Source organism: Paenibacillus sp. FSL F4-0236, assembly GCF_038000135.1.
Classification (GTDB): Bacteria; Bacillota; Bacilli; order Paenibacillales; family Paenibacillaceae; genus Paenibacillus_AQ.
Genome location: NZ_JBBOBK010000001.1, coordinates 6011308 through 6031520 on the forward strand (window position 1 = coordinate 6011308; position 20213 = coordinate 6031520).

Annotated in this window: 16 protein-coding genes and 1 other RNA gene; 3 read left to right on the forward strand and 14 right to left on the reverse strand. The window is 45.8% G+C overall.

Translation table 11 applies throughout. The features are described from left to right. Positions 1-28 precede the first annotated feature (28 nt). From dnaX to rpoE, 10 genes are all read right to left on the reverse strand, one after another. Positions 29-1804, reverse strand: a complete 1776-nt coding sequence (gene dnaX, locus NSQ29_RS26790; protein ID WP_076301044.1) for a DNA polymerase III subunit gamma/tau — start codon at positions 1802-1804, stop codon at positions 29-31. Positions 1805-1941: 137 nt separating this feature from the next. Then, an RNA gene (gene ffs, locus NSQ29_RS26795) (signal recognition particle sRNA large type) lies at positions 1942-2210 on the reverse strand. Between the two features lie 116 nt (positions 2211-2326). After that, positions 2327-2524, reverse strand: a complete 198-nt coding sequence (gene rpmE / locus NSQ29_RS26800; protein ID WP_042123239.1) for a 50S ribosomal protein L31 — start codon at positions 2522-2524, stop codon at positions 2327-2329. Between the two features lie 131 nt (positions 2525-2655). Further along, entirely contained in the window at positions 2656-3933 is a 1278-nt protein-coding gene (locus NSQ29_RS26805) for a radical SAM protein (RefSeq protein ID WP_042183978.1), read from the reverse strand. Positions 3934-3958: 25 nt separating this feature from the next. After that, entirely contained in the window at positions 3959-5311 is a 1353-nt protein-coding gene (gene rho, locus NSQ29_RS26810; protein WP_042123234.1) for a transcription termination factor Rho, read from the reverse strand. A gap of 163 nt (positions 5312-5474) precedes the next feature. Next, positions 5475-6728: a UDP-N-acetylglucosamine 1-carboxyvinyltransferase gene (locus NSQ29_RS26815; protein WP_060623903.1), complete on the reverse strand. Its 1254-nt coding sequence runs from the start codon at positions 6726-6728 to the stop codon at positions 5475-5477. 187 nt (positions 6729-6915) lie between these two features. Next, positions 6916-7770 (reverse strand): class II fructose-1,6-bisphosphate aldolase, encoded by an 855-nt coding sequence (fba, locus tag NSQ29_RS26820; RefSeq protein WP_036679934.1) that lies wholly within the window; start codon positions 7768-7770, stop codon positions 6916-6918. Between the two features lie 208 nt (positions 7771-7978). Next, positions 7979-8365 (reverse strand): response regulator, encoded by a 387-nt coding sequence (locus tag NSQ29_RS26825; RefSeq protein ID WP_042123230.1) that lies wholly within the window; start codon positions 8363-8365, stop codon positions 7979-7981. Positions 8366-8734: 369 nt separating this feature from the next. After that, entirely contained in the window at positions 8735-10342 is a 1608-nt protein-coding gene (locus tag NSQ29_RS26830) for a CTP synthase (RefSeq protein WP_042183974.1), read from the reverse strand. Between the two features lie 326 nt (positions 10343-10668). Further along, entirely contained in the window at positions 10669-11220 is a 552-nt protein-coding gene (gene rpoE, locus NSQ29_RS26835; protein WP_042183972.1) for a DNA-directed RNA polymerase subunit delta, read from the reverse strand. A 458-nt stretch (positions 11221-11678) separates the two neighbouring features. Here rpoE and NSQ29_RS26840 point away from each other — a divergent pair, with 458 nt between their 5' ends. After that, a complete protein-coding gene (locus NSQ29_RS26840) occupies positions 11679-12848 on the forward strand; it encodes a S8 family peptidase (RefSeq protein ID WP_445739201.1) in 1170 nt (389 codons plus the stop codon). A gap of 127 nt (positions 12849-12975) precedes the next feature. On the opposite strand, the gene argS is transcribed toward NSQ29_RS26840, so the two are convergent. The 3 genes from argS to NSQ29_RS26855 all read right to left on the reverse strand — a co-directional run bounded on the left by argS (position 12976) and on the right by NSQ29_RS26855 (position 16613). Further along, positions 12976-14661 carry an arginine--tRNA ligase gene (argS, locus tag NSQ29_RS26845; protein WP_341126494.1) on the reverse strand — a complete coding sequence of 562 codons (1686 nt, stop codon included), beginning with the start codon at positions 14659-14661 and terminating at the stop codon, positions 12976-12978. Continuing rightward, on the reverse strand, positions 14658-15101 hold the full coding sequence (locus NSQ29_RS26850) for a DUF1934 domain-containing protein (protein ID WP_143764154.1): 444 nt from the start codon (positions 15099-15101) through the stop codon (positions 14658-14660). The genes argS and NSQ29_RS26850 overlap by 4 nt, the downstream gene beginning before the upstream one ends. Positions 15102-15428: 327 nt before the next feature. After that, positions 15429-16613, reverse strand: coding sequence for a hypothetical protein (locus tag NSQ29_RS26855; protein ID WP_341126495.1), 1185 nt, complete (start codon positions 16611-16613; stop codon positions 15429-15431). Between the two features lie 224 nt (positions 16614-16837). Between NSQ29_RS26855 and NSQ29_RS26860 the strand changes: the two genes are divergently transcribed. Together NSQ29_RS26860 and NSQ29_RS26865 are read left to right on the forward strand one after the other, a co-directional pair. Beyond that, the gene (locus tag NSQ29_RS26860) at positions 16838-18898 is read left to right on the forward strand and encodes a transglycosylase domain-containing protein (protein WP_341126496.1); all 2061 of its coding nucleotides are present in this window, start codon (positions 16838-16840) and stop codon (positions 18896-18898) included. 202 nt (positions 18899-19100) lie between these two features. Continuing rightward, entirely contained in the window at positions 19101-19574 is a 474-nt protein-coding gene (locus NSQ29_RS26865) for an AbrB/MazE/SpoVT family DNA-binding domain-containing protein (RefSeq protein ID WP_341126497.1), read from the forward strand. Positions 19575-19673: 99 nt separating this feature from the next. Here the strand turns inward: NSQ29_RS26865 and NSQ29_RS26870 are convergent, their stop codons facing one another. Beyond that, entirely contained in the window at positions 19674-20180 is a 507-nt protein-coding gene (locus NSQ29_RS26870) for a YwhD family protein (protein ID WP_076286896.1), read from the reverse strand. Positions 20181-20213 lie beyond the last annotated feature (33 nt).

Below are 20213 nucleotides of genomic sequence, written 5' to 3' on the forward strand. Positions count from 1 at the left end.
ATGCGCAATTTGCGCTAGTATGCTTACATTACTCTTTTATGACAACAAGGTCTTCTCCAAAAAGCTGGATAGCCTCATCAATCCAAGGTTCAGATTTCGCATCTGCAGTATCATGTTCATGCTCTAGCCGCAACTCTTCTTTGCTAGGCTGTCCCACTGACTTCTGAGCGGCTTCGTTCCAATCGCGCTGCATTATAGTTACCAGTCTATAAGGTTTACCAAGACGCGCTGCAAACACATTCTCAATGACCTGTCTGTTTGCTGGCTTCTCCGTTGTATCACGATGAATCGTGTTCTTAAACGCAACAAGCACAGCGTCGTCCATTACAGATACAGGTTCTCCGTCTACAAACCACGCATGAACCGTTACCTTCTCCTCTTTTACCCCTTGCAAGACAAGACTCCACTGTTTATAGATAGCTGCAAAATCAGGACTATCCTTACCAGCAATAAACTTATCAACATTTGGAGGCATTTTGGAGGTTGCAGAGATTCTAGGCGCAGAACTTGGAGTCGGATTCGATTTCGCAGAAGAGGCACCATCTCGCCCACCTCCGGAAATACCACCGGCCTGCAATGCCTGCTCCAGCTTTTTCTCCAGCGCAGTAATCTGTCTCTTGAGCAGATCCAGTTCACCAGAGTGGACTGCAGGAGCATTCGCCCCTGACCCAGCCTGCAATGCACCTAACGGAGCAGCTGATGCGGTCTCACTTTCCTCTTGCTGCAAGCTACAAAGCTTCATCAGTGCGACTTCAAACAAAGTCTGCGGATGAGTAGCATATTTCATTTCACCCAGGTACTTATTAAGTGTATCTACGATCTGAAACAGACGATCCCGGGAAAATGCGGTGGCCATATCTTTAAACTCGGCGGGATTAAGCACTCGCTCCGTCAGTTGATCGGCCCCAGGTACCATCTTAATCATCAATAAATCACGGAAATAATACATAAGATTCTCTAGACATTTATCAGCACTCTTACCTTCATGCATAAGCTGTTCAACAAGCTCCAGCAGAAGACCCATATCACCTTCCAATATGGCAGTGGCAAGACGTGCAAATTGCTCAGAGGGTATCCCTCCGGTCATCCCCAGCACTTGTTCGTACGTAACTTTGCCATCTGTAAAAGATGAAATCTGATCCAGCAAACTCACTGCATCGCGCATACCCCCATCAGAAAGGCGGGCAATATACTGCAATGCGTTAACATCGGCTGTAATCCCTTCCTTCTCACAGATAGCACTTAGATGTGCTGTCTGCTCTTCCAAAGCTACTCTGCGGAAGTCAAAACGCTGACAACGAGAAATGATCGTCGCTGGCAATTTATGAGGTTCCGTAGTCGCAAGGATGAACATTGCATGTGACGGCGGTTCTTCCAATGTCTTTAATAGCGCATTAAATGCTTCTGTTGTCAGCATATGCACTTCATCAATAATATACACTTTACGGCGCACCTCGGTAGGTGCATATTTCACCTTGTCCCGGAGGTCACGAATCTCTTCTACGCCCCGGTTGGATGCCGCGTCTATTTCCTGCACATCCATCACATTACCCGCAGTGATTCGCAAGCAGGAAGGACACTCGTTGCAAGGCTCCGGACCTGGCCCACGTTCACAATTGACCGCTTTCGCTAAGACTTTAGCAGCACTTGTCTTACCAGTTCCCCGCGGACCACTGAACAGATAGGCATGCGAAACCCGCTGTTCACGAATTGCGTTCTGCAGCGTTTGGATAATGTGCTGTTGTCCAACCATGTCTTGAAACGACTGCGGCCGCCAAGCACGGTACAGCGCGATATGTTCCACTATGCATTACCCTCTCTTAGGCTGCCTCTTTCCCGGCATTTGTCGCAAATTTATTATACTATATTCATCGGCTATTGACCAAAAACAAAAAGCATCTTTGCTTGTGGCAAAGATGCTGTTATAAACAGAATTATAAACCGTGCACCTGTTATTGATGACTACGATCCAAGCGGCAACCCTACATGACTGCTCGGGCTAGGCCACCCTCCGGCACAAGAGTAAACTTACTTATGGCTGCTTCCTTCCGGACCTGACCAGGTTCATAAGCACTCATTGCGGAGGACCCAACCGTCAACACAGCCCGTAGGAACCAAGGCCTCACATCGATAGCACCTCTAACAGGAATTCAACCTCGCTACAGCGGATTGCGAGTTACAGGGCACCGCTACCTCCCCGTCTAGCACGGCGAAGATAAGTATAGCTCACGCTCGGACAAAAATCAACTCCAAGACATAAAATGAGCCCCCAGCGAGAAAGCTGGGAGCTCGATCTAACCATTAAGCCGCTAAGCGGCTATTCCAATTAGATACCGTATTTCTTCTTGAATTTATCAACGCGACCGCCGGCATCCAGGAACTTCTGCTTGCCAGTGAAGAAAGGATGGCAGCTGGAGCAAATTTCAACACGAAGCTCTTGTTTAACAGAGCCAGCTTCGAAAGAGTTGCCACATGCGCAGGTTACCTTAGTTAAGTTATACTTTGGTTGAATTGCTGCTTGCATTTTGAATTTCACCTCTCATGCCCTAAGCCTCATGCGGACCCAGAGTTATATGATTACACTGTGGTATTTTAGCACGAAAAATTCAATTGATCAATATGTTTCATTGGTAATTCATTGGTACATTTAATCTATTAAATGTTGAGTTGCCGTTGCTTTACCCGAGCCATATTTGCTGGTGGTACATGTGTGTAAGAACCAATAACAACATCCGGCAATTCGTCCCGGAAAATTTCCAGCATCGTCTTCATGCCGAGAATTTCACCCTTAGCAGGAGGAATTAACTCCAGATAACTCTCTGGATCAATGTTCAGATTACGCATCTGAATAAGCTTCAGATCCGTACGTCTTACAAACTCCACCATCGCCTCAATCTCTTCTTCGCGATCAGTTACTCCAGGGAAAATCAGATAGTTGATCGATGTGTAAACACCTTGCGAGGCAGCATATTTCAAAGACTTCTCTACATTAGCCAATGTGTAGCCACGTGGTTTGTAATAAGCATTGTAATGATCATCTAGAGCACTAATCGTGCTGACACGCATCAAATCCAGCCCAGCATCGACGATTCCACGAATATGATCGCTTAAGCCAGCATTGGTGTTGATATTAATGTAGCCCATGTCAGTAATCGAGCGCACTTCACGGATTGCTTCTATAATAAGTTTTGCCTGCGTAGAAGGCTCACCTTCACAGCCTTGTCCAAAACTGATAATCGATTCAGGCGTCTTCAAGTGCTCCAACATAACTTGTGAAATTTCATTGACCGTTGGCCGGAAATTCATACGAGTCTGCGGAGACACAAAACCACTATCATCAGGTTGCTCAGAAATACAGCCAAAACATCCAGCATTACATGAATAAGAGACAGGTACACCGCCCTCCCAACGCCCTAAGAAGGTGTTGGAGGAAGTCAGGCATTCATAACCAAGCGCACAGTTAGAAAGATGCTCATAGAGACGGTTATCAGGATATTTGGCAGTCAACTCGCCAACGCTTACCTCAAGATCCTGTTTATCACAGTTCAGTGGGTTCCACTTCTCCGGATTATCGGTTGGATCCGCCGCAACATAGAACCCGCCATCCTTCCACACTACAGCCGAATACCCAAACAGAGGAAGCTTGTAAGACTTATCTGTCTTTACATACCCAGGAAGACACAAGCGAGTATAGCCCTGAGGCAGCAGCGCGCCTACAGCCTGTGAGCCATCCGGCAACGCCATCATTTCACCTGTCTCAGGATCCATACCCACAGCCCGCGTACTAGGCAAGCCCACAAGAGTGGCGCCTTCAGGCAGCGGAATCAACTCTTCCTCCAACATTTCAACGATCATATCCCCACTACGGGCTAACCCGTACAGTTCTGGATGATCATATACGTTTCCTTGCCCGTCGGCATATACCAAATACATGTTAGTCTCCTCTTATTATCAATTCTCAAGTTGTAGGTACTGAAGAAGTCTTTGCCCGTGTTGTGCGACGAGCAGCCGTACCACTGTTGGAAGTTCCTCCGCTACTTGCAGTTCCATTTGGCGATTGTTTAGCTCCCGCAACGTCAAATGATGCTAAGAATTCAGCATTAGTCTTTGTATCACGCAGCTTTTTGATGAATCCCTCCACAAAATCGTAGGATTCATTCATATTTTTGCGAATCGCCCAGATCGTATCAAGCTCTTCTTTGCTCAAGAGCACTTCTTCACGACGTGTACCTGAACGACGAATATCAATAGCAGGGAATATACGGCGTTCCGCCAATTTTCGGTCCAAATGAAGCTCCATATTACCAGTACCCTTAAACTCTTCATAAATAATATCATCCATACGTGATCCGGTATCAATTAAAGCAGTTGCTAAAATAGTCAGTGAACCGCCCTCTTCTACATTCCGTGCAGAGCCAAAAAACCGTTTCGGCCGATGAAAGGCTGCTGGGTCAATCCCCCCACTAAGCGTGCGTCCAGATGGTGGAACCACAAGATTATACGCACGTGCAAGACGGGTAATGCTGTCTAAAAGAATAACTACATCCTTCTTGTGCTCAACTAAACGAAGAGCTCTTTGCAACACAAGTTCGGCCACTTTAATATGATTCTCTGGAAGCTCATCAAACGTCGATGCAACCACTTCGCCTTTTACTGAACGCTGCATATCAGTTACTTCTTCGGGACGCTCATCTATTAGCAATACAAAGAGTTCAATCTCAGGATTATTAGTGGAAATACTATTGGCAATTTCTTTCAAGAGGAGCGTTTTTCCTGCTTTAGGAGGTGCTACAATCAAACCCCGCTGCCCCAAACCTACAGGAGCGAGCAAATCCATTATTCGGGTAGACAAATGAGTAGGGGATGTTTCAAGCGGTAGCTTGTCTTGCGGATAAAGTGGTGTTAATGCTGGAAAATGTAGTCGCTCCGCTGCGCTAGCAGGGTTCTCGCCATTAACGGCATTGACTTGAAGCAGGCCAAAATATCGTTCATTTTCTTTCGGCGTCCGGCATTTCCCAGATACAAGATCTCCGCTTCTGAGATCAAACTTCCGAATTTGTGAGGCTGAGATATAAATATCTTCAGCGCTAGGCAAATAGTTAATCGGCCTTAGAAATCCATAACCCTCGGGTAGAATTTCCAGTACGCCTTCCATAAACATAAGACCGCTTTGCTCTGCCTGTGCCCGAAGGATCGCAAAGATCAGTTCCCGTTTCTTCAGCTGTCCGTAATAAGGGATCTGGTATTTCTTGGCCAGCTTATACAACTCGGTCAGCTTCATTTCTTCCAAATCGGAAATTTGAAGATCCATGTAATAACCACCTATTCAATTTTTAAATGAGTTCGCCCTAGTCTATCTACTAGGCAAAATGATGAGTCTATTAAAATGCCCATTAGGATATTAATACCCAATTTGGAAGGATATATGCGGTAAATAAGCAAATAAACCTCCTTCCAAACGGGATATCCTAATTTTATTCGTTCTCACGCCAAACATGAGCACCAAGTTGTCGAAGGTTGCTCACTAAATTATCATAACCACGGTCAATATATTCTACGCCGGTCACCTCGGTGATCCCATCCCCTACTGTCAATCCAGCAATGACAAGAGCAGCGCCTGCCCGTAAATCAGTCGCTTTCACCTTTGCAGCGTTAAGCTTACCACCCTCAATAATTGCAGAACGGCCTTCAACGCGTATTTTCGCGCCCATCCGTACCAATTCTGGCACATGTTTAAAACGGTTGCTGTAGACGAAATCGCTAAGCACACTAACGCCTTCCGCCTGTGTCAACATACTTGTCATAGGAGATTGTAAATCTGTAGGAAAGCCAGGATAGGTCAACGCTTTGACATCTGCGTGCTCATATTTAGCTCTACCTATAACGCGAATACTTTCGTCAAGCTCTTCAATATCAACGCCCATCTCTAAAAGCTTGGCCGTTAAAGCTTCCAAGTGCTTAGGAATAACGTTATCTATCAACACATTACCACGCGTAGCCGCAGCGGCAATCATATAAGTTCCTGCTTGAATCCGATCGGGAATAATGGAGTGACGGCAACCGTGCATCTCCGATACCCCTTCGATTCTGATGGTTTCTGTACCGGCGCCTTTAATAACAGCGCCCATAGAGTTCAATAGGGTTGCTACATCTATAATCTCAGGCTCTTTAGCCGCATTTTCAATAATTGTGGAGCCTTTGGCACGTGAAGCCGCCAGCATGATGTTAATAGTGGCACCTACGCTTGATACGTCTAAATAAATCTTCGCACCGCGTAGCTCTTTAGCATATAAGTGGATAGAACCATGTTCGTTGGTAACTGTTGCTCCCAGTGCCTCGAATCCTTTGATATGCTGATCGATTGGACGAGGTTCGAAGTTACAACCACCGGGTAGACCTATTGTCGCTTCTTTGAATCTTCCAAGTAGAGCTCCCATCATATAATACGAAGCTCGAAGTTTCTTAACCGGACCATTAGGCATAGGTATAGATACAATACGCGAAGGATCAATTTTCATCTGGTTGCCTGACCAAGATACACTTGCGCCAAGCTCTTGCAAGATTTCGGAGTAAACGGCTACATCACTAAGGGACGGTAAATTATCAAGAACAACTTCAGATTCGGCCAAAATCGCCGCAGGAATAAGTGCAATAGCACTATTCTTTGCTCCACTGATGGTTACAACGCCCTCTAGCGGACGTCCACCGCCAATCATTAATTTTTCCATAGATTTATCAATTTCCCCCTACGTGTATTGCAGCTGTGTGGGCAATACGTGCTGTGGACTTTTAGTGATGAAAATGGAAAGACACCGGCTAAGCGGTGTGCTTTCCTCATCAAACTATTCAACTGGGCAGAGCTACACCCTGCCCTTTACAAATTGCTTGTCCACCTGTGGCGGAAGCTAACAATGATTAGGCTTTGTTGTTGGATCCAAATTCGCGGATTTTACCGATAACGGTTTCTTTGATCGCATCGCGACCTGGTGCGATGAATGTACGTGGATCGTAAGCATCAGGTTTAGCAGCTAGAACTTCGCGAACAACTTTTGCGAACACGATTTGGTTCTCAGTGTTTACGTTGATTTTGGAAGTACCCAAGGAGATAGCTTTCTTGATGTCATGTTCAGGAATACCTGTACCACCATGAAGAACCATTGGGATGTTAGTAGCGTCGCGGATTTCTTCCATTTCTTTAAATCCGAGGTTAGGCTCGCCATGGTAAGGTCCATGAACGGAACCTAGTGCAGGAGCCAAAGTGTCGATACCTGTTTCTTTAACAATACGTACGCACTCATCAAGCTTAGCATACATGATGCCGCCGATAACGTCGTCTTCTTGTCCACCAACAGTACCTACTTCTGCTTCTACAGAAACACCTTTAGCGTGAGCATATTCAACGACTTTTTTAGTCATATCAATGTTCTCATCGATTGGGTGGTGGGAACCGTCGATCATTACGGATGTAAATCCAGCATCAATTGCTGCTTTACATTTATCAAAGCTAGATCCATGGTCAAGGTGGATCGCTACAGGAACTGTGATATTCATATCGATAATTAGACCTTCTACCATTTTAACAACAGTAGTGAAGCCGCCCATGTGACGTGCTGCGCCTTCGGATACACCAAGGATTACTGGTGATTTCTCTTGTTCAGCGGCACCAAGAATAGCTTGTGTCCACTCCAAGTTGTTAATGTTGTACTGACCTACTGCGTATTTTCCTTCAAGTGCTTTGTTCAACATGTCTGTCATAGATACTAATGGCATGGTTTCATCCTCCTAAGAATGTTGGTTGGCTATGTTTTTAAACCGACATCACATACAGGCTTATTATAACACATCCTGAGTCAAATACTAAATAGGATAAACAAAAAAATGTCCCGGTGGGACGATTTTTATCCAACCCGTATAGCATTTGCACTCAAACTGTTTATAATCACCATAACCAAATAGAATCGATACAGAAAATATCACTTTAACTGCATTGATCTACAGACTTATTATGAAGATGCATATTGACCGCTACCCGCATTTCATCGATGTCAAATGGCTTTGTGAAATGCATCAATGCGCCTAGCTTGGTTGCTTCCTTAATCATATCCAGCTCCCCATAAGCGGTCATCATTATGACCTTAATGGATGGATTTAGTTCCTTCAGATGCTTCAAAATCTCGAGTCCATCCATTCCCGGTATTTTCATATCGAGCAAAACCAAGTCAGGAGACTCACTGCGAACAATGTCTAAGGCCAATTTTCCGTTAGCTGCTTGAAATGTCGTATATCCTTCGCTATTGAACACTTCCATAAGAAGAATCCGAATCCCATTCTGATCATCGACAATTAACACTTTCTTTTTTTCCATATAATACCCTCCCAGAGATTAAGCCAGATTGACTATACCGCGCTCTCCACAGCTAACGGCCCCTTCAGAAACTAACCCATACGAAACCTATTATTCGTGCTTCACTGCTCAAATCCTGCTAATTGGATAAAATGGGTAAATAAAGAGTCTGAATTACAGTGATGTCATTTACGGAGCTCTTCAAAATGGACAAACAGGCATAAACACCTTCGGCGTCCCTATAAGGACGGTAAGCGTTTAAGCGAAAAATATTAGACATAAAGGATAGATGAACAACTTATACTTTTGAATAGTTAAAAAAAAGAGCCTCCTATGGGAGGCTCTTCAGGTTTGATACAGAACCCGCAGGTTCCGATTATATTTACAAAATTACTGCTGTTCGGAATGAGTCAAAGAAGCTTTGACGAAATCACGGAACAACGGTTGTGGACGGTTCGGACGTGAAGTGAATTCCGGATGGAATTGAACCGACAAGAACCAAGGATGTCCCGGAAGCTCTACGATCTCAACTAAACGGCCATCTGGAGAGGTTCCGGAAATAACCAGACCTGCTTTTTCAATCTCATCACGGTACGTATTGTTGAACTCATACCGGTGACGGTGACGCTCATAAACCAGTTCATCATCGTAGCAAGACATTGCCAGGGAACCCTCAGCAATCTTACAAGGATACAAGCCAAGACGCATAGTACCGCCCATATCTTCAATATCCTTCTGCTCAGGAAGCAGATCGATCAGTGGATATGGTGTGTTCGGATCGATTTCGGAGCTATTCGCACCTTGTAGACCTAGAACAGAACGGCCATATTCGATTACGGAAACTTGCATACCTAAGCAAATTCCGAAGAAAGGTATCAATTTCTCACGGGCATAACGAATCGCAGAGATTTTACCTTCAATTCCCCGATCACCGAAACCACCAGGAACAAGAATACCACCAATACCACGCAGCATTTCATCCACGTTCTCATCCGTAATTTCCTCTGCATTCACCCAGCGAATCTTAACCTCTGCATTAGCAGCAAAGCCTGCGTGTGAAAGTGATTCAACAACGCTCAAATAAGCGTCATGCAGTGCTACGTACTTACCAACAATCGCAATTTCCACTGTTTTTTCAAGCTTCTGAATCCGTTCAAGCATACTTTCCCATTCACGCATATCTGGTGCAGGTGTCGTAAGCTTCAAATGATTAACAACAATCTCGTCCAATCCTTCATCACGAAGATTCAATGGAACTTCATACAACGTTGAAGCATCGCGGCATTCCACAACAGCATTAGCATCAATATCGCAAAAGAGTGCGATCTTCGCTTTCATATCTGCGGAAAGCTCATATTCCGTACGGCACACGATGACATTCGGTTGAATACCGATACTGCGCAGCTCTTTAACACTGTGTTGTGTCGGCTTTGTCTTCACTTCTCCAGCAGCCTTGATATAAGGAATCAAGGTTACGTGGATATACATCACATTTTCCCGTCCGATATCACTCTTGATCTGACGAATGGCTTCCAGGAACGGAAGACTTTCAATATCACCTACGGTTCCACCAATCTCTGTGATTACAACATCAGAGTTGGTCTCGCGGCCTGCACGGAACACGCGTTCTTTGATCTCATTCGTAATGTGTGGGATAACTTGTACAGTTCCGCCCAAATACTCTCCACGACGTTCCTTGCTGATTACGGATGAATAGATCTTACCTGTCGTCACATTGTTGTTCTTTGACAGATTAATATCAATAAACCGTTCATAGTGTCCAAGGTCAAGGTCAGTCTCCGCACCGTCATCGGTTACGAATACTTCACCGTGCTGATAAGGACTCATCGTTCCAGGGTCTACGTTAAGATACGGATCAAATTTCTGAATCGTTACCTTTAGACCTCTGTTTTTGAGCAGCCTGCCCAGCGAAGCGGCGGTAATGCCCTTGCCCAGGGAAGACACAACGCCACCCGTTACAAAAATATACTTTGTCACTGTAAAACCCTCCTAAATAAAGTCCAGACATAAAAGCGGCGCATGGTGTTTATCGTAACCCGTTTTACTATCATCAAAACAGGGGAAATCAAAAGTTTGATTCACCGGGGAAAACATAAAACGTCGTCCCGCAAATTACATAAAACTACAGCTACTTTGCATCTAAAAAAACAAAAAAGTGACACCCGTAGAACCGGGGCACTTTTTATTTTAAGAAACGCGTTTATTAACTTACATGATAAGCCCATGCAATAGTTTACTCTGACGTTCCCCCACTGTCAAGGGAGGAATTATACCATCAGCAAGACTCTTTGAAATTATTTATCTTACTTGTCAGCTTCTGCATCGTCTTCATCTGAGTCATCTTCTGCATCGTCTTCATCTGAGTCATCTTCGTCTATGTCATCTTCATCGATCACGACATCTTCGTCGACTTCTTCTTCGCTGTCGTCGTCGGAATAGAGGTCGTCGCGATCTTCGTCGATAGCGTCGAAATCCTCTTCTTCAGCAGCGTAGTTTTCTTCTTCTTCAGCAAAGTCGTCATCTTCCAAATCATCGTCTTCATCGTTGATGATACGCACGCGTTTGGTGTTACCAACCGGATCATCAGAGCGCTCTAGAGGATACCAGCGTTTCAATCCCCAAAGGTTGGTTCCGACACAGGCAAAACGCCCATCAATGTTAATCTCGGTATATAACTGGGCAATAGTATCTTGGCTTTGTTGATCGGTCATGCCGCGCAACTTGGCTACCTCGACCATCAGATCACGGTAATAATACGGTGTATTGGCTGCCTTAAGCACTAGAAAGGCCAAATCCACCATCGGCATTTCTTTAACTTTCTCAGGGTCTAGCTTTAAATTGAGTGGCGTACTCACTAAAGGACACTTCCTCTCACGCATTGTTCACATTACGGTTTATTTCAATAATATCCATTAACAAAACTAAGTAAAACCTATTTGACAACAAATTGCAAGTCAAAAGCGGTAACAGCTAACAGAAAGAGCCTTCAGGCTGTTATCTATAGCAGAAACCTGTCTCCATCTTGAAGAAGAATAAACCCAAAACATATGTACCCGTGTGAAACTTATAATTCCTTTTAAATAAAAAAAGGCGGAGGAAACCCTCCGCGCATGACTGTATCCACGCCAAGGATCGGCTCCTTACGTGATGTTACAAAGAGAGTGTTAATCTCTTCTGTCTATTTTATGTAAAGCGCCGTCTTTTGACACGATGGGCAGCCCATTTCGTTAAAAAAGGGCAAGTTCCCATTCGGACCCCCTCTTCCACTCATACAATATGGCAGCAGGGCACCGAGGAGGGGACAGCGAAACCTATGGACTATTTCAAATTTTGGCACATGCTTCTTGAAGAAATATCGGTTGCCCCCAACAATGGTGAGCGGCGTATTCTTACCTTCAATGATCCCCGCCAGTATGCCGGAGCTTTTACACAATGGAAGGCGCTGAAAGCGAAGCAGCCTGAGCTGCGGCAAGTGCAGGTATCTCCGCTGATTCGGGCCTTTTTTGTGCCTGCTGCCGGAGCTGGAAAACTAATGAATCGATTTGCAGACCTCCTAAATGTCGAAGAGGATCTACAAATACAAATCCATTCCATAGCTAACGAAAAGAGCGGTACCGCCACACTCCCTTGGGGAGTAAAAGCCATTCATGCTCCTCAGGCATGGTCCAAATCAACCGGAGTTCACGTCAAAATCGGCGTAATCGACACAGGTGCTGATTACCGCCATCCCGATCTGAAGCATTCATTAGCCTCTGGGGTCAACTTACTACACCGCGGAATGTTGCCGCTAGATGATAATGGACACGGGACTCATATCGCCGGAACTCTAGCTGCGGCAGGAGGAACACGCGGTATGATGGGAGTGGCTCCACGAGCGTTGCTATATCCAGTCAAGGCCTTTGATCATAGCGGCTCCGCGTATGTATCGGACATTGTACTGGGCATTGATTGGTGCGTACAGAACAAAATTGATATCATCAATATGAGCTTCGGAATGAAAACTAGAAGCAAAGCGCTTCACAATGTGGTTATTAAAGCGTACCGAGCCGGAATCGCTGTCATCGCCTCATCCGGGAATGATGGAAAACGTGGCGGAGACTACCCCGCACGTTATCCTGAGACGATTGCCGTGGGTGCCATCGATAAAAGACATCGTGTTGCTGGCTTCAGCAACCGCGGTTCTTATATCGATGTCTATGGCCCCGGCGAAGGCGTGACCTCCTGTTGGCTGAAGGAGGGCTACAAAGAGATGAGCGGCACCTCCATGGCGACCTCGCATGTCACGGGAGCCGCTGCACTGCTGCTCTCGGTGCGACCGGGGCTCTCGCCAAGGGAGCTGAAGCTGCTCTTGCGCCGTACCGCGTCCCCGGTGCGGCTGCGCAAGGGGCAGCGACGCGCATCCCTTGGCGGCGGCGCTGCCGATGCCCTACGCCTGCTGAAAGCAGGAGTGAGGGCCAAGCGGGCGGTATCCGCGAACGTATAGACCCCACCCGGGCACCGGGTGGGTCACTCTGACGTGAGCGCAGCTTGTGCCGGTGCGAAGAACGGCACAAAATAAAATCCGCCTCCCAGAGAACCGGAAGGCGGATTTTTTGTCGTTTGATGTTGAATTACATGCGGTCTGGTGCGGAAACACCAACAAGACGCAGGACATTAGCAATGGTGGTACGCGCAGCACCAAGCAGTGCAAGTCGTGCCACGGTTTGAGCGGCATCCTCAGTGATTACACGTTCAGCTTTGTAATAACTGTGGAACATCGCAGCCAGCTCATATACATAACGGATGAGGCGATGTGGAGCATAACCTTCAGCCGCAACAGCAATTTCTGCTGGGAGCTCACCAATTTTGCGCAGCAGGTCATATTCATGCACTGCTGTCAGCTTGGAGAAGTCAATCTCAGCGTAATCAGGAATGAAGATCCCTTGCTCCTCTGCCTGACGGAAGATGCTGCAGATACGCGCATGCGCATATTGAACGTAGAATACAGGGTTCTCATTAGAAGTAGAGATCGCCAAGTCCATATCGAAATCGAGATGGGAATCCATGCTACGCATGGTGAAGAAATAACGAATCGCATCGATTCCTACTTCTTCCATCAAATCTTCCATCGTAACCGCTTTGCCGGTACGTTTCGACATTTTAACCTTTTCACCATTCTGGAACAGGCTGACCATCTGAGCAATCAGAACCACTAGCTTCTCAGGATCATTGCCAAGTGCTGACATCGCCGCTTTCATCCGCGGAATATAGCCATGATGATCCGCACCCCAAATGTTAATCATTTTATCGTAACCACGGCCATACTTATCGCTGTGATAAGCAATGTCCGGTGTAAGGTAGGTGTATGTGCCATCGTTCTTAATCAGAACGCGGTCTTTATCATCGCCATACTTAGTCGTTTGCAGCCAGGTTGCCCCATCCTGCTCATAAACTTCTCCACGATCACGAAGCTCGTCTAGTGAGCGTAACACTTCTCCGTTCTCGTACAGCGAAGTCTCACTGAACCAGATATCGAAGTTTACGCGGAATAGTCCCAGATCACGTTTGATTTTATCGAGCTCTTTATTAAGTCCATAAGTCCGGAAAAAAGCTGCGCGGTCACTTGGGCTCATTTCGAGTAGTGTATCACCCTTTTCAGCCACAAGCTCTTTAGCAAATCCCTTAATATCCTCGCCATGGTAACCGTCTTCAGGCATTTCTGCTTCTTGGCCCAGCTCCTGCAGGTAACGAGTTTCAATGGATTTGCACAGGTTGACCACCTGGTTACCGGCATCATTAATATAATATTCCCGTGTCACCTGATAGCCTGCATAATCGAGTACGTTGCAAAGCGCATCGCCGACAGCAGCACCACGAGCATGTCCTAAATGAAGGCTACCCGTTGGATTAGCGCTGACGAACTCCATTTCAACCTTCTGACCTTGACCGATGTTAATACGGCCATAATCATCACCCTGCTCAGCAACAAGGCTGATAATTGGGTACAAATAATTCTTGGACAACGTAAAGTTAATAAAGCCTGGTCCGGCAATCTCAGCTTTTTCAATAGAAGCGCTGCTTGTATCCAAATGCTCTATAATTGCCTCAGCAATCTGGCGTGGGTTACGTTTTGCGATTTTGGTCAGCTGCATAGCAGCGTTCGTAGCCAAATCACCGTGTGCCTTATCTCTTGGTACTTCCAGTACGATATCCGGAACCTCTTCCGGTGCAACAATTCCTGCATTTACAATTGCATCGGCAATGGCTTCTTTTACCCGTTCATTCACTAGCTCCAACGGATTCTTTCTCTGTGTCATAATTTCGGTTCCTCCTGTATATGCAAACTAATAGCAAACTTTCCTGACAATTCCTCGTATACGTACAAATCATATTCCCATGCAACCGTTAGGGAGCGCCCTTCGCGCACCACGTCCAGCTTGTTCGTTTCTGTAGAAAGATTAAACTGTGTATATGGTGAACGATAGAATCCCGGCAGACGCCGTCCGGATTGAAAGCTCTGTTCCGACTGTATCCCACCGTGGCGGATTAGCTTTAGCTGTTTGCCTGCAATCTTTATTGTTGTACGAACAGAAATTTCCTCTCCTCGAGGGCCTTGCTCTAACTCTTCATATTGAATATATAGATGCGGTCCTTTGGATACTACCTCTCCATTCGCTTTCATAACATTCCGCTGACCATCTTGAAGGCTCACGAGCGTAATAGAGACGTCATATTTGTTAGACTGTAATTCGGGCATCACACGTTCCTCCATTCTGCAAGCCTCTGCATTCTGCATAAGAAAAACGCCTGTCGTAAAACTTAAACATTTTTATATTCATTCAAAGGCCTATTCGCTTTCCCATTGTACACTATATCCAGTTCAAAGAAGCATTTCAATCTCAGAATCCATTAGATCTAGCTTAGCTCATAAAATTTTACCATATTGATGGATAAAAGCACACTTGGAACATGTAGTAAAACTGTACACAAGTGCAACCAACTTCATAATCACAAAAAAAACGGTTCCCTTAGGAACCGTTTAGAAAACTAAAAGCTATGCTCGCTACCTTTACTAACCCGCCCGTTACAAGGACAAAATTTTCAACGAAAATCTAAGTTGCCAAGATGCGCCGCCATCTTTAGTTACATATAACGATGAATAATCGCGTTGGCGAACGGCTAGCCAGCCTTCTTTATTACTAGTGAACGAGATTACTCCTTCATACCCAGCAATCGCCGGAAGATTGGTCCACTGCTTGCCACCGTTATATGTGCGTCCTACCGCTACTTTTTCTGCTGCGTCGGAATAACCCACCAAGAAGGTCGTATTGTTCCCTATCAGCTCCAAATTTCCCGGTCTGCCAGACGCAGGCCCTTTATTTACTACAGCTTTTCCACTACCCGGGGAAGGTCCACCCCCAGCAGTTTCCTGGGCGATCACTCTATTCCAGCTTTTCCCCTTATTCGTACTTGTATATAGGGAGTATGAGGTTTGACTCATCCCTGAGCCGCCAAAGAGAACCACATCAACTTGATCTCCCTTCGCGGTGATTTGGCCATACTCAGGATCAGAAAAGGCTGCCTTCAACGATAAACTCCAAGTTTTCCCACCATCTGTAGTCTTCATTATTCGGTAGCCGGTTCCAGGCACAGTTACAACAGCCCAGCCGGTATTACGATCACTGAAATAAGCACCACGTGTATTGGATGGGGTTGAAATCTTACTCCAGCTAAGTCCCCCGTCCTTGGTGTAATACGTTGATGCCCTGTTATATCCGAAACCAATCTTACTGTCGAAAAAATCGATTCTTTCAAAGCTGACAGCTTTATTCGAAAGTCTTTTCCATTCTGAGCCGCCATTAGAGGTACTGATTAAATATCGAGCTTGACCGTCTTCTACAGAAGCAAGGGCAAAACCATGCACGTTATCGGGAAAATCAATCTGTTTAAAGCTCCATTGACCTTCATAAATTTCTTGAAAATTGCAGCCTCCATCAGAAGTGCCAATCATAAATCCATTGCCTGCTGCCCGTCCGATATTTCCATTCAGAAACTGAACATCAGAAAAGGTAAGCGGTGTGGATACGTCTCCTGAATGCTTGTTTTGCAGAGACTGTAGTAGCCCATGATCTCCAGTGCCGCACGCCGCTGGTGTAGCCGATGCCGCAGCATGTACAGAAGAAGCTGATGCACCCCAGCCTGAAACCATTATTAGCGTCGCCGAAAGGGCGGTTATTGTCGATCTGTGAATCTTTTTCGTCCAGTTCATAATGACACCTCCTATTGTATATATACCCTCGCTTTCAATCTCTACTCTTTTATACCTCCTGAAGCACGCATGATCCACCATTGAATAGTCACAAAATGGAAACAGTTTGTCATCTCCTATTTAAATCTCCTCCGGTGATAGTCCCTTTAACAGATCACCTAGTTATACAATGAATATCCTTCCAGTTCCTTTCCCATAATACAAGGAGAAGGGAGTCTGGTGTCATGTCACGTGAATCAACGAGTCCACCCAAACGAAAAAGCCGCTTCCGCCGTTTATTCCGGCTGCTGGTAGCCATGATTATATTGTTTCTACTGACCACGGGAGCTCTGCTCGGTTACCTATACCAAAAAGATCTCCCTCCCATTGGCGACGATGTGCGCTCCAAGCTACTCGACTCCAGGGGCAATATTCTTGCCACCTTTACCTCAGACGGGCGTAGCCGTGAACCGGTCAAATTAAGTCAAATTTCTCCCCTGCTCATTGAAGCCACACTAGCCGTCGAGGACCGTAAGTTTTACGAGCATTCCGGATTTGACATGAAGGGGATGGCTCGGGCCGTGCTCGTCAATCTGGAAGAGGGAAACCGAACGCAGGGGGCTAGCACGCTAACTCAGCAGCTCGCGAGAAATCTTTATCTATCCCACGAGAAGACGTGGACGCGTAAAGCTAAAGAAGCCTTGTATACGATGCAGCTCGAGATGAAATACAGCAAAGATGAAATCTTGAACATGTATTTAAATAACATCTACTATGGCCATGGTGCCTATGGCATTGAAGCAGCCTCTCAAATGTATTTTGGTAAATCTGCAGCAGACTTAGACTTGGCAGAGAGTACCATGCTAGCTGGGATTCCAAAAGGACCAACCTATTATTCGCCGTACAATCATTTAGACAACGCTAAAAAACGACAAAAAATCATTTTGACTGTCATGGCTAATTTAGGAGAAATCACACAAGAAGAAGCAGGACAGGCTGTTCAGGATGACTTGAACTTAAAACCACAAGGCCAGAAGGATACCACTGTGGTTGCACCTTATTTCAGAGATTATATCCGCAATCTGGCCACAGAATCTCTTCACATCAGCAGTGATGAGCTGGAACAAGGGGGACTAAATGTTTACACTACCCTTGACCCTGACATGCAGCATGCCGCAGAACAAGCAGTCGACAAAGAGATGGATCAAAAGAGTGATCTGGAGACCGCTCTTGTTTCCATCGATCCTCGCACTGGCTACATTAAAGCTATGGTCGGCGGAAAAAATTATCGTACCAACCAATACAACCATGCTCTAGCCACCACACGTCAGCCTGGCTCGTCCTTTAAGCCGATCATGTATTTAGCAGCACTCTCTTCTAAAGAGATGACTGGTCTTTCCGTTTTCAAAAGCCAGCCAACGATGTTCCATTATGATAACAATCGCAAAACCTACCAGCCTCGGAACTTCGGGGATAAGTATCTGGGCGAAATCAATATGCGACAAGCCATTGCAGCATCCGACAATATCTATGCTGTGAATACGATCATGAAGATCGGCGCAGATAAGGTGAGCGAGATGGCAGGCAAGATGGGCATTGATAGTCCGCTTCAAAGCGTGCCGTCACTGGCACTCGGTACCTCACCGATCAGTCCGCTAGAAATGGCTGCGGCATTCGCTGTTATTGGAAACAGTGGTCAGAAAATGCCCACCACAGCCATTCTAAAAATAACGGATTCTAATGGTATGGTGCTGTATGAAGCACCACAGCCAAAGGGTGAAGCCATTGTAGAACCTTCTGCCGCCTATGTGTTGACCCGTTTAATGGAGGGGGTATTTGAGACTGGGGGGACAGGAAATCGCGTAGCTTCTATAATCAAACGTCCGGTAGCCGGGAAGACTGGAACTACGGATACAGACGGCTGGATGGTAGGCTTCACCCCCGAGCTGTCCACTGCAGTTTGGGTTGGATATGACAAGGGGCGCGACATCACAACAACCGATGGCCGACGGGCAGCTCCAATTTTCGCGGAGTTTACTGAAAAAGCGTTGGAAAATATCCCGCCTAAGATTTTTCCCATTCCAGATGGCGTAGTCAGTGTATACATCAATCCGCAATCCGGTAAGCTAGCTACAGCAGCCTGTCCCGAAAAAGAACTGGAGACTTTCATTAGTGGAACTGAGCCCACCGAATACTGTGATCAACATGGCAAAGCTCCCGCTGTCGATGATGTACAAAGCAAAGTAGATCCTGCTGAAGAAAGTCGTTCCCTGTGGAACAATATTAAACGCTGGTGGTTGAATTAACCTCTTCATTAATTGAAGAGGTTTTTCTTTTTTATTACTTATTTATTGTAGAATCCATAGGATGGCCAAACTCGATTTTCACTTCTCCCACAAAGGATGTAACCGCTTCATTAATTATATTCACCCCATTCTCTTAACTCACAATTACTGCTATAATAGTTAGTAGCAACCAAAATATAAAGATGTAAATGAGGGACATGGGATGAAGGATACAGGCATGATCCGGAGTTTAGACAGTCTTGGGAGAATTGTGGTTCCCGCAGAAATCCGTATGACTCGTAATATCGACATTGGTGATCCTATCGAATTTTTTATATTAAACGATAACACCATCATACTCAGGAAGTACACCTCGACAGAATGTACGTTTTGCAGAAGCCACGACCATGTCACCTACTATAAAGAGCAATTTATTTGCAGTAGCTGTCTAAAAGAAATTGCCGACCCTGAACGCATGTCTCAAGTGCCTGAGGCGCGCCAAGATTTTGCAGGCGAAGTGTCAGAGCACAGCAGCACTACCCGGAAGACGAAGACAGAGGATATGTGCCAACGCCTGGAGCGGGCCATAGAAGAACATCCATATGCCAATCAGAAAGAGCTTGCTGAAATTCTTGGGATCAGTCAAGCTAGAGTAAGTCAACTAAAACGCAAACTTAGTACGGCAGGCAAATCGTAAACTAATTCATTGTGTTCAATTCAAAAAGGCTTCGACTCTCCTATTTCAGGATGTCGAAGCCTTTTTCTGTATCAGGTAACCTTGACCGGGTAATCGTTCCTACTCGGTCAGTGCAGCCTTAAGCTCATCGGAGGACGCAGTCCACCATGCCTCATTATGAGAGATCAAGAGGGATTTGAGGGCAGCTTTTTCAACTGTGCCAAGCCCTCCCACATCGATTTTGCGTTTTAGAGCAGCATCCAACTTATTGACATGCTCGGCGAGAATTTTCCAACCGCGACGTGCTTCCGTATCGATCCACATTTCGCAGGCCGTTATTCCACCATAGAATTGACTATCCTGTGTACGGTCCACTGCTACCCATACTACCCAAACCTGTCTACCATTAGGTACATCTTCACGGTTCATGGAGAATTTAATCCCCTTTTCAACCTTACTCTTGGCATGCATGGCACCAATATCAATGACTGCTTCACCGCCATCAATAATGACAGGCGATACGTTATTGAGCTCTATAGAGCCCGCTCCAAAGCCTTTATGTTTACTTTTGGCATTCACAATATTTAAGGCAATCTGTTTCTTGCCTTCCGGTTGTATGTTGTCCACGAGTGCACACCCTTCCTCTTACGAATAATTTAA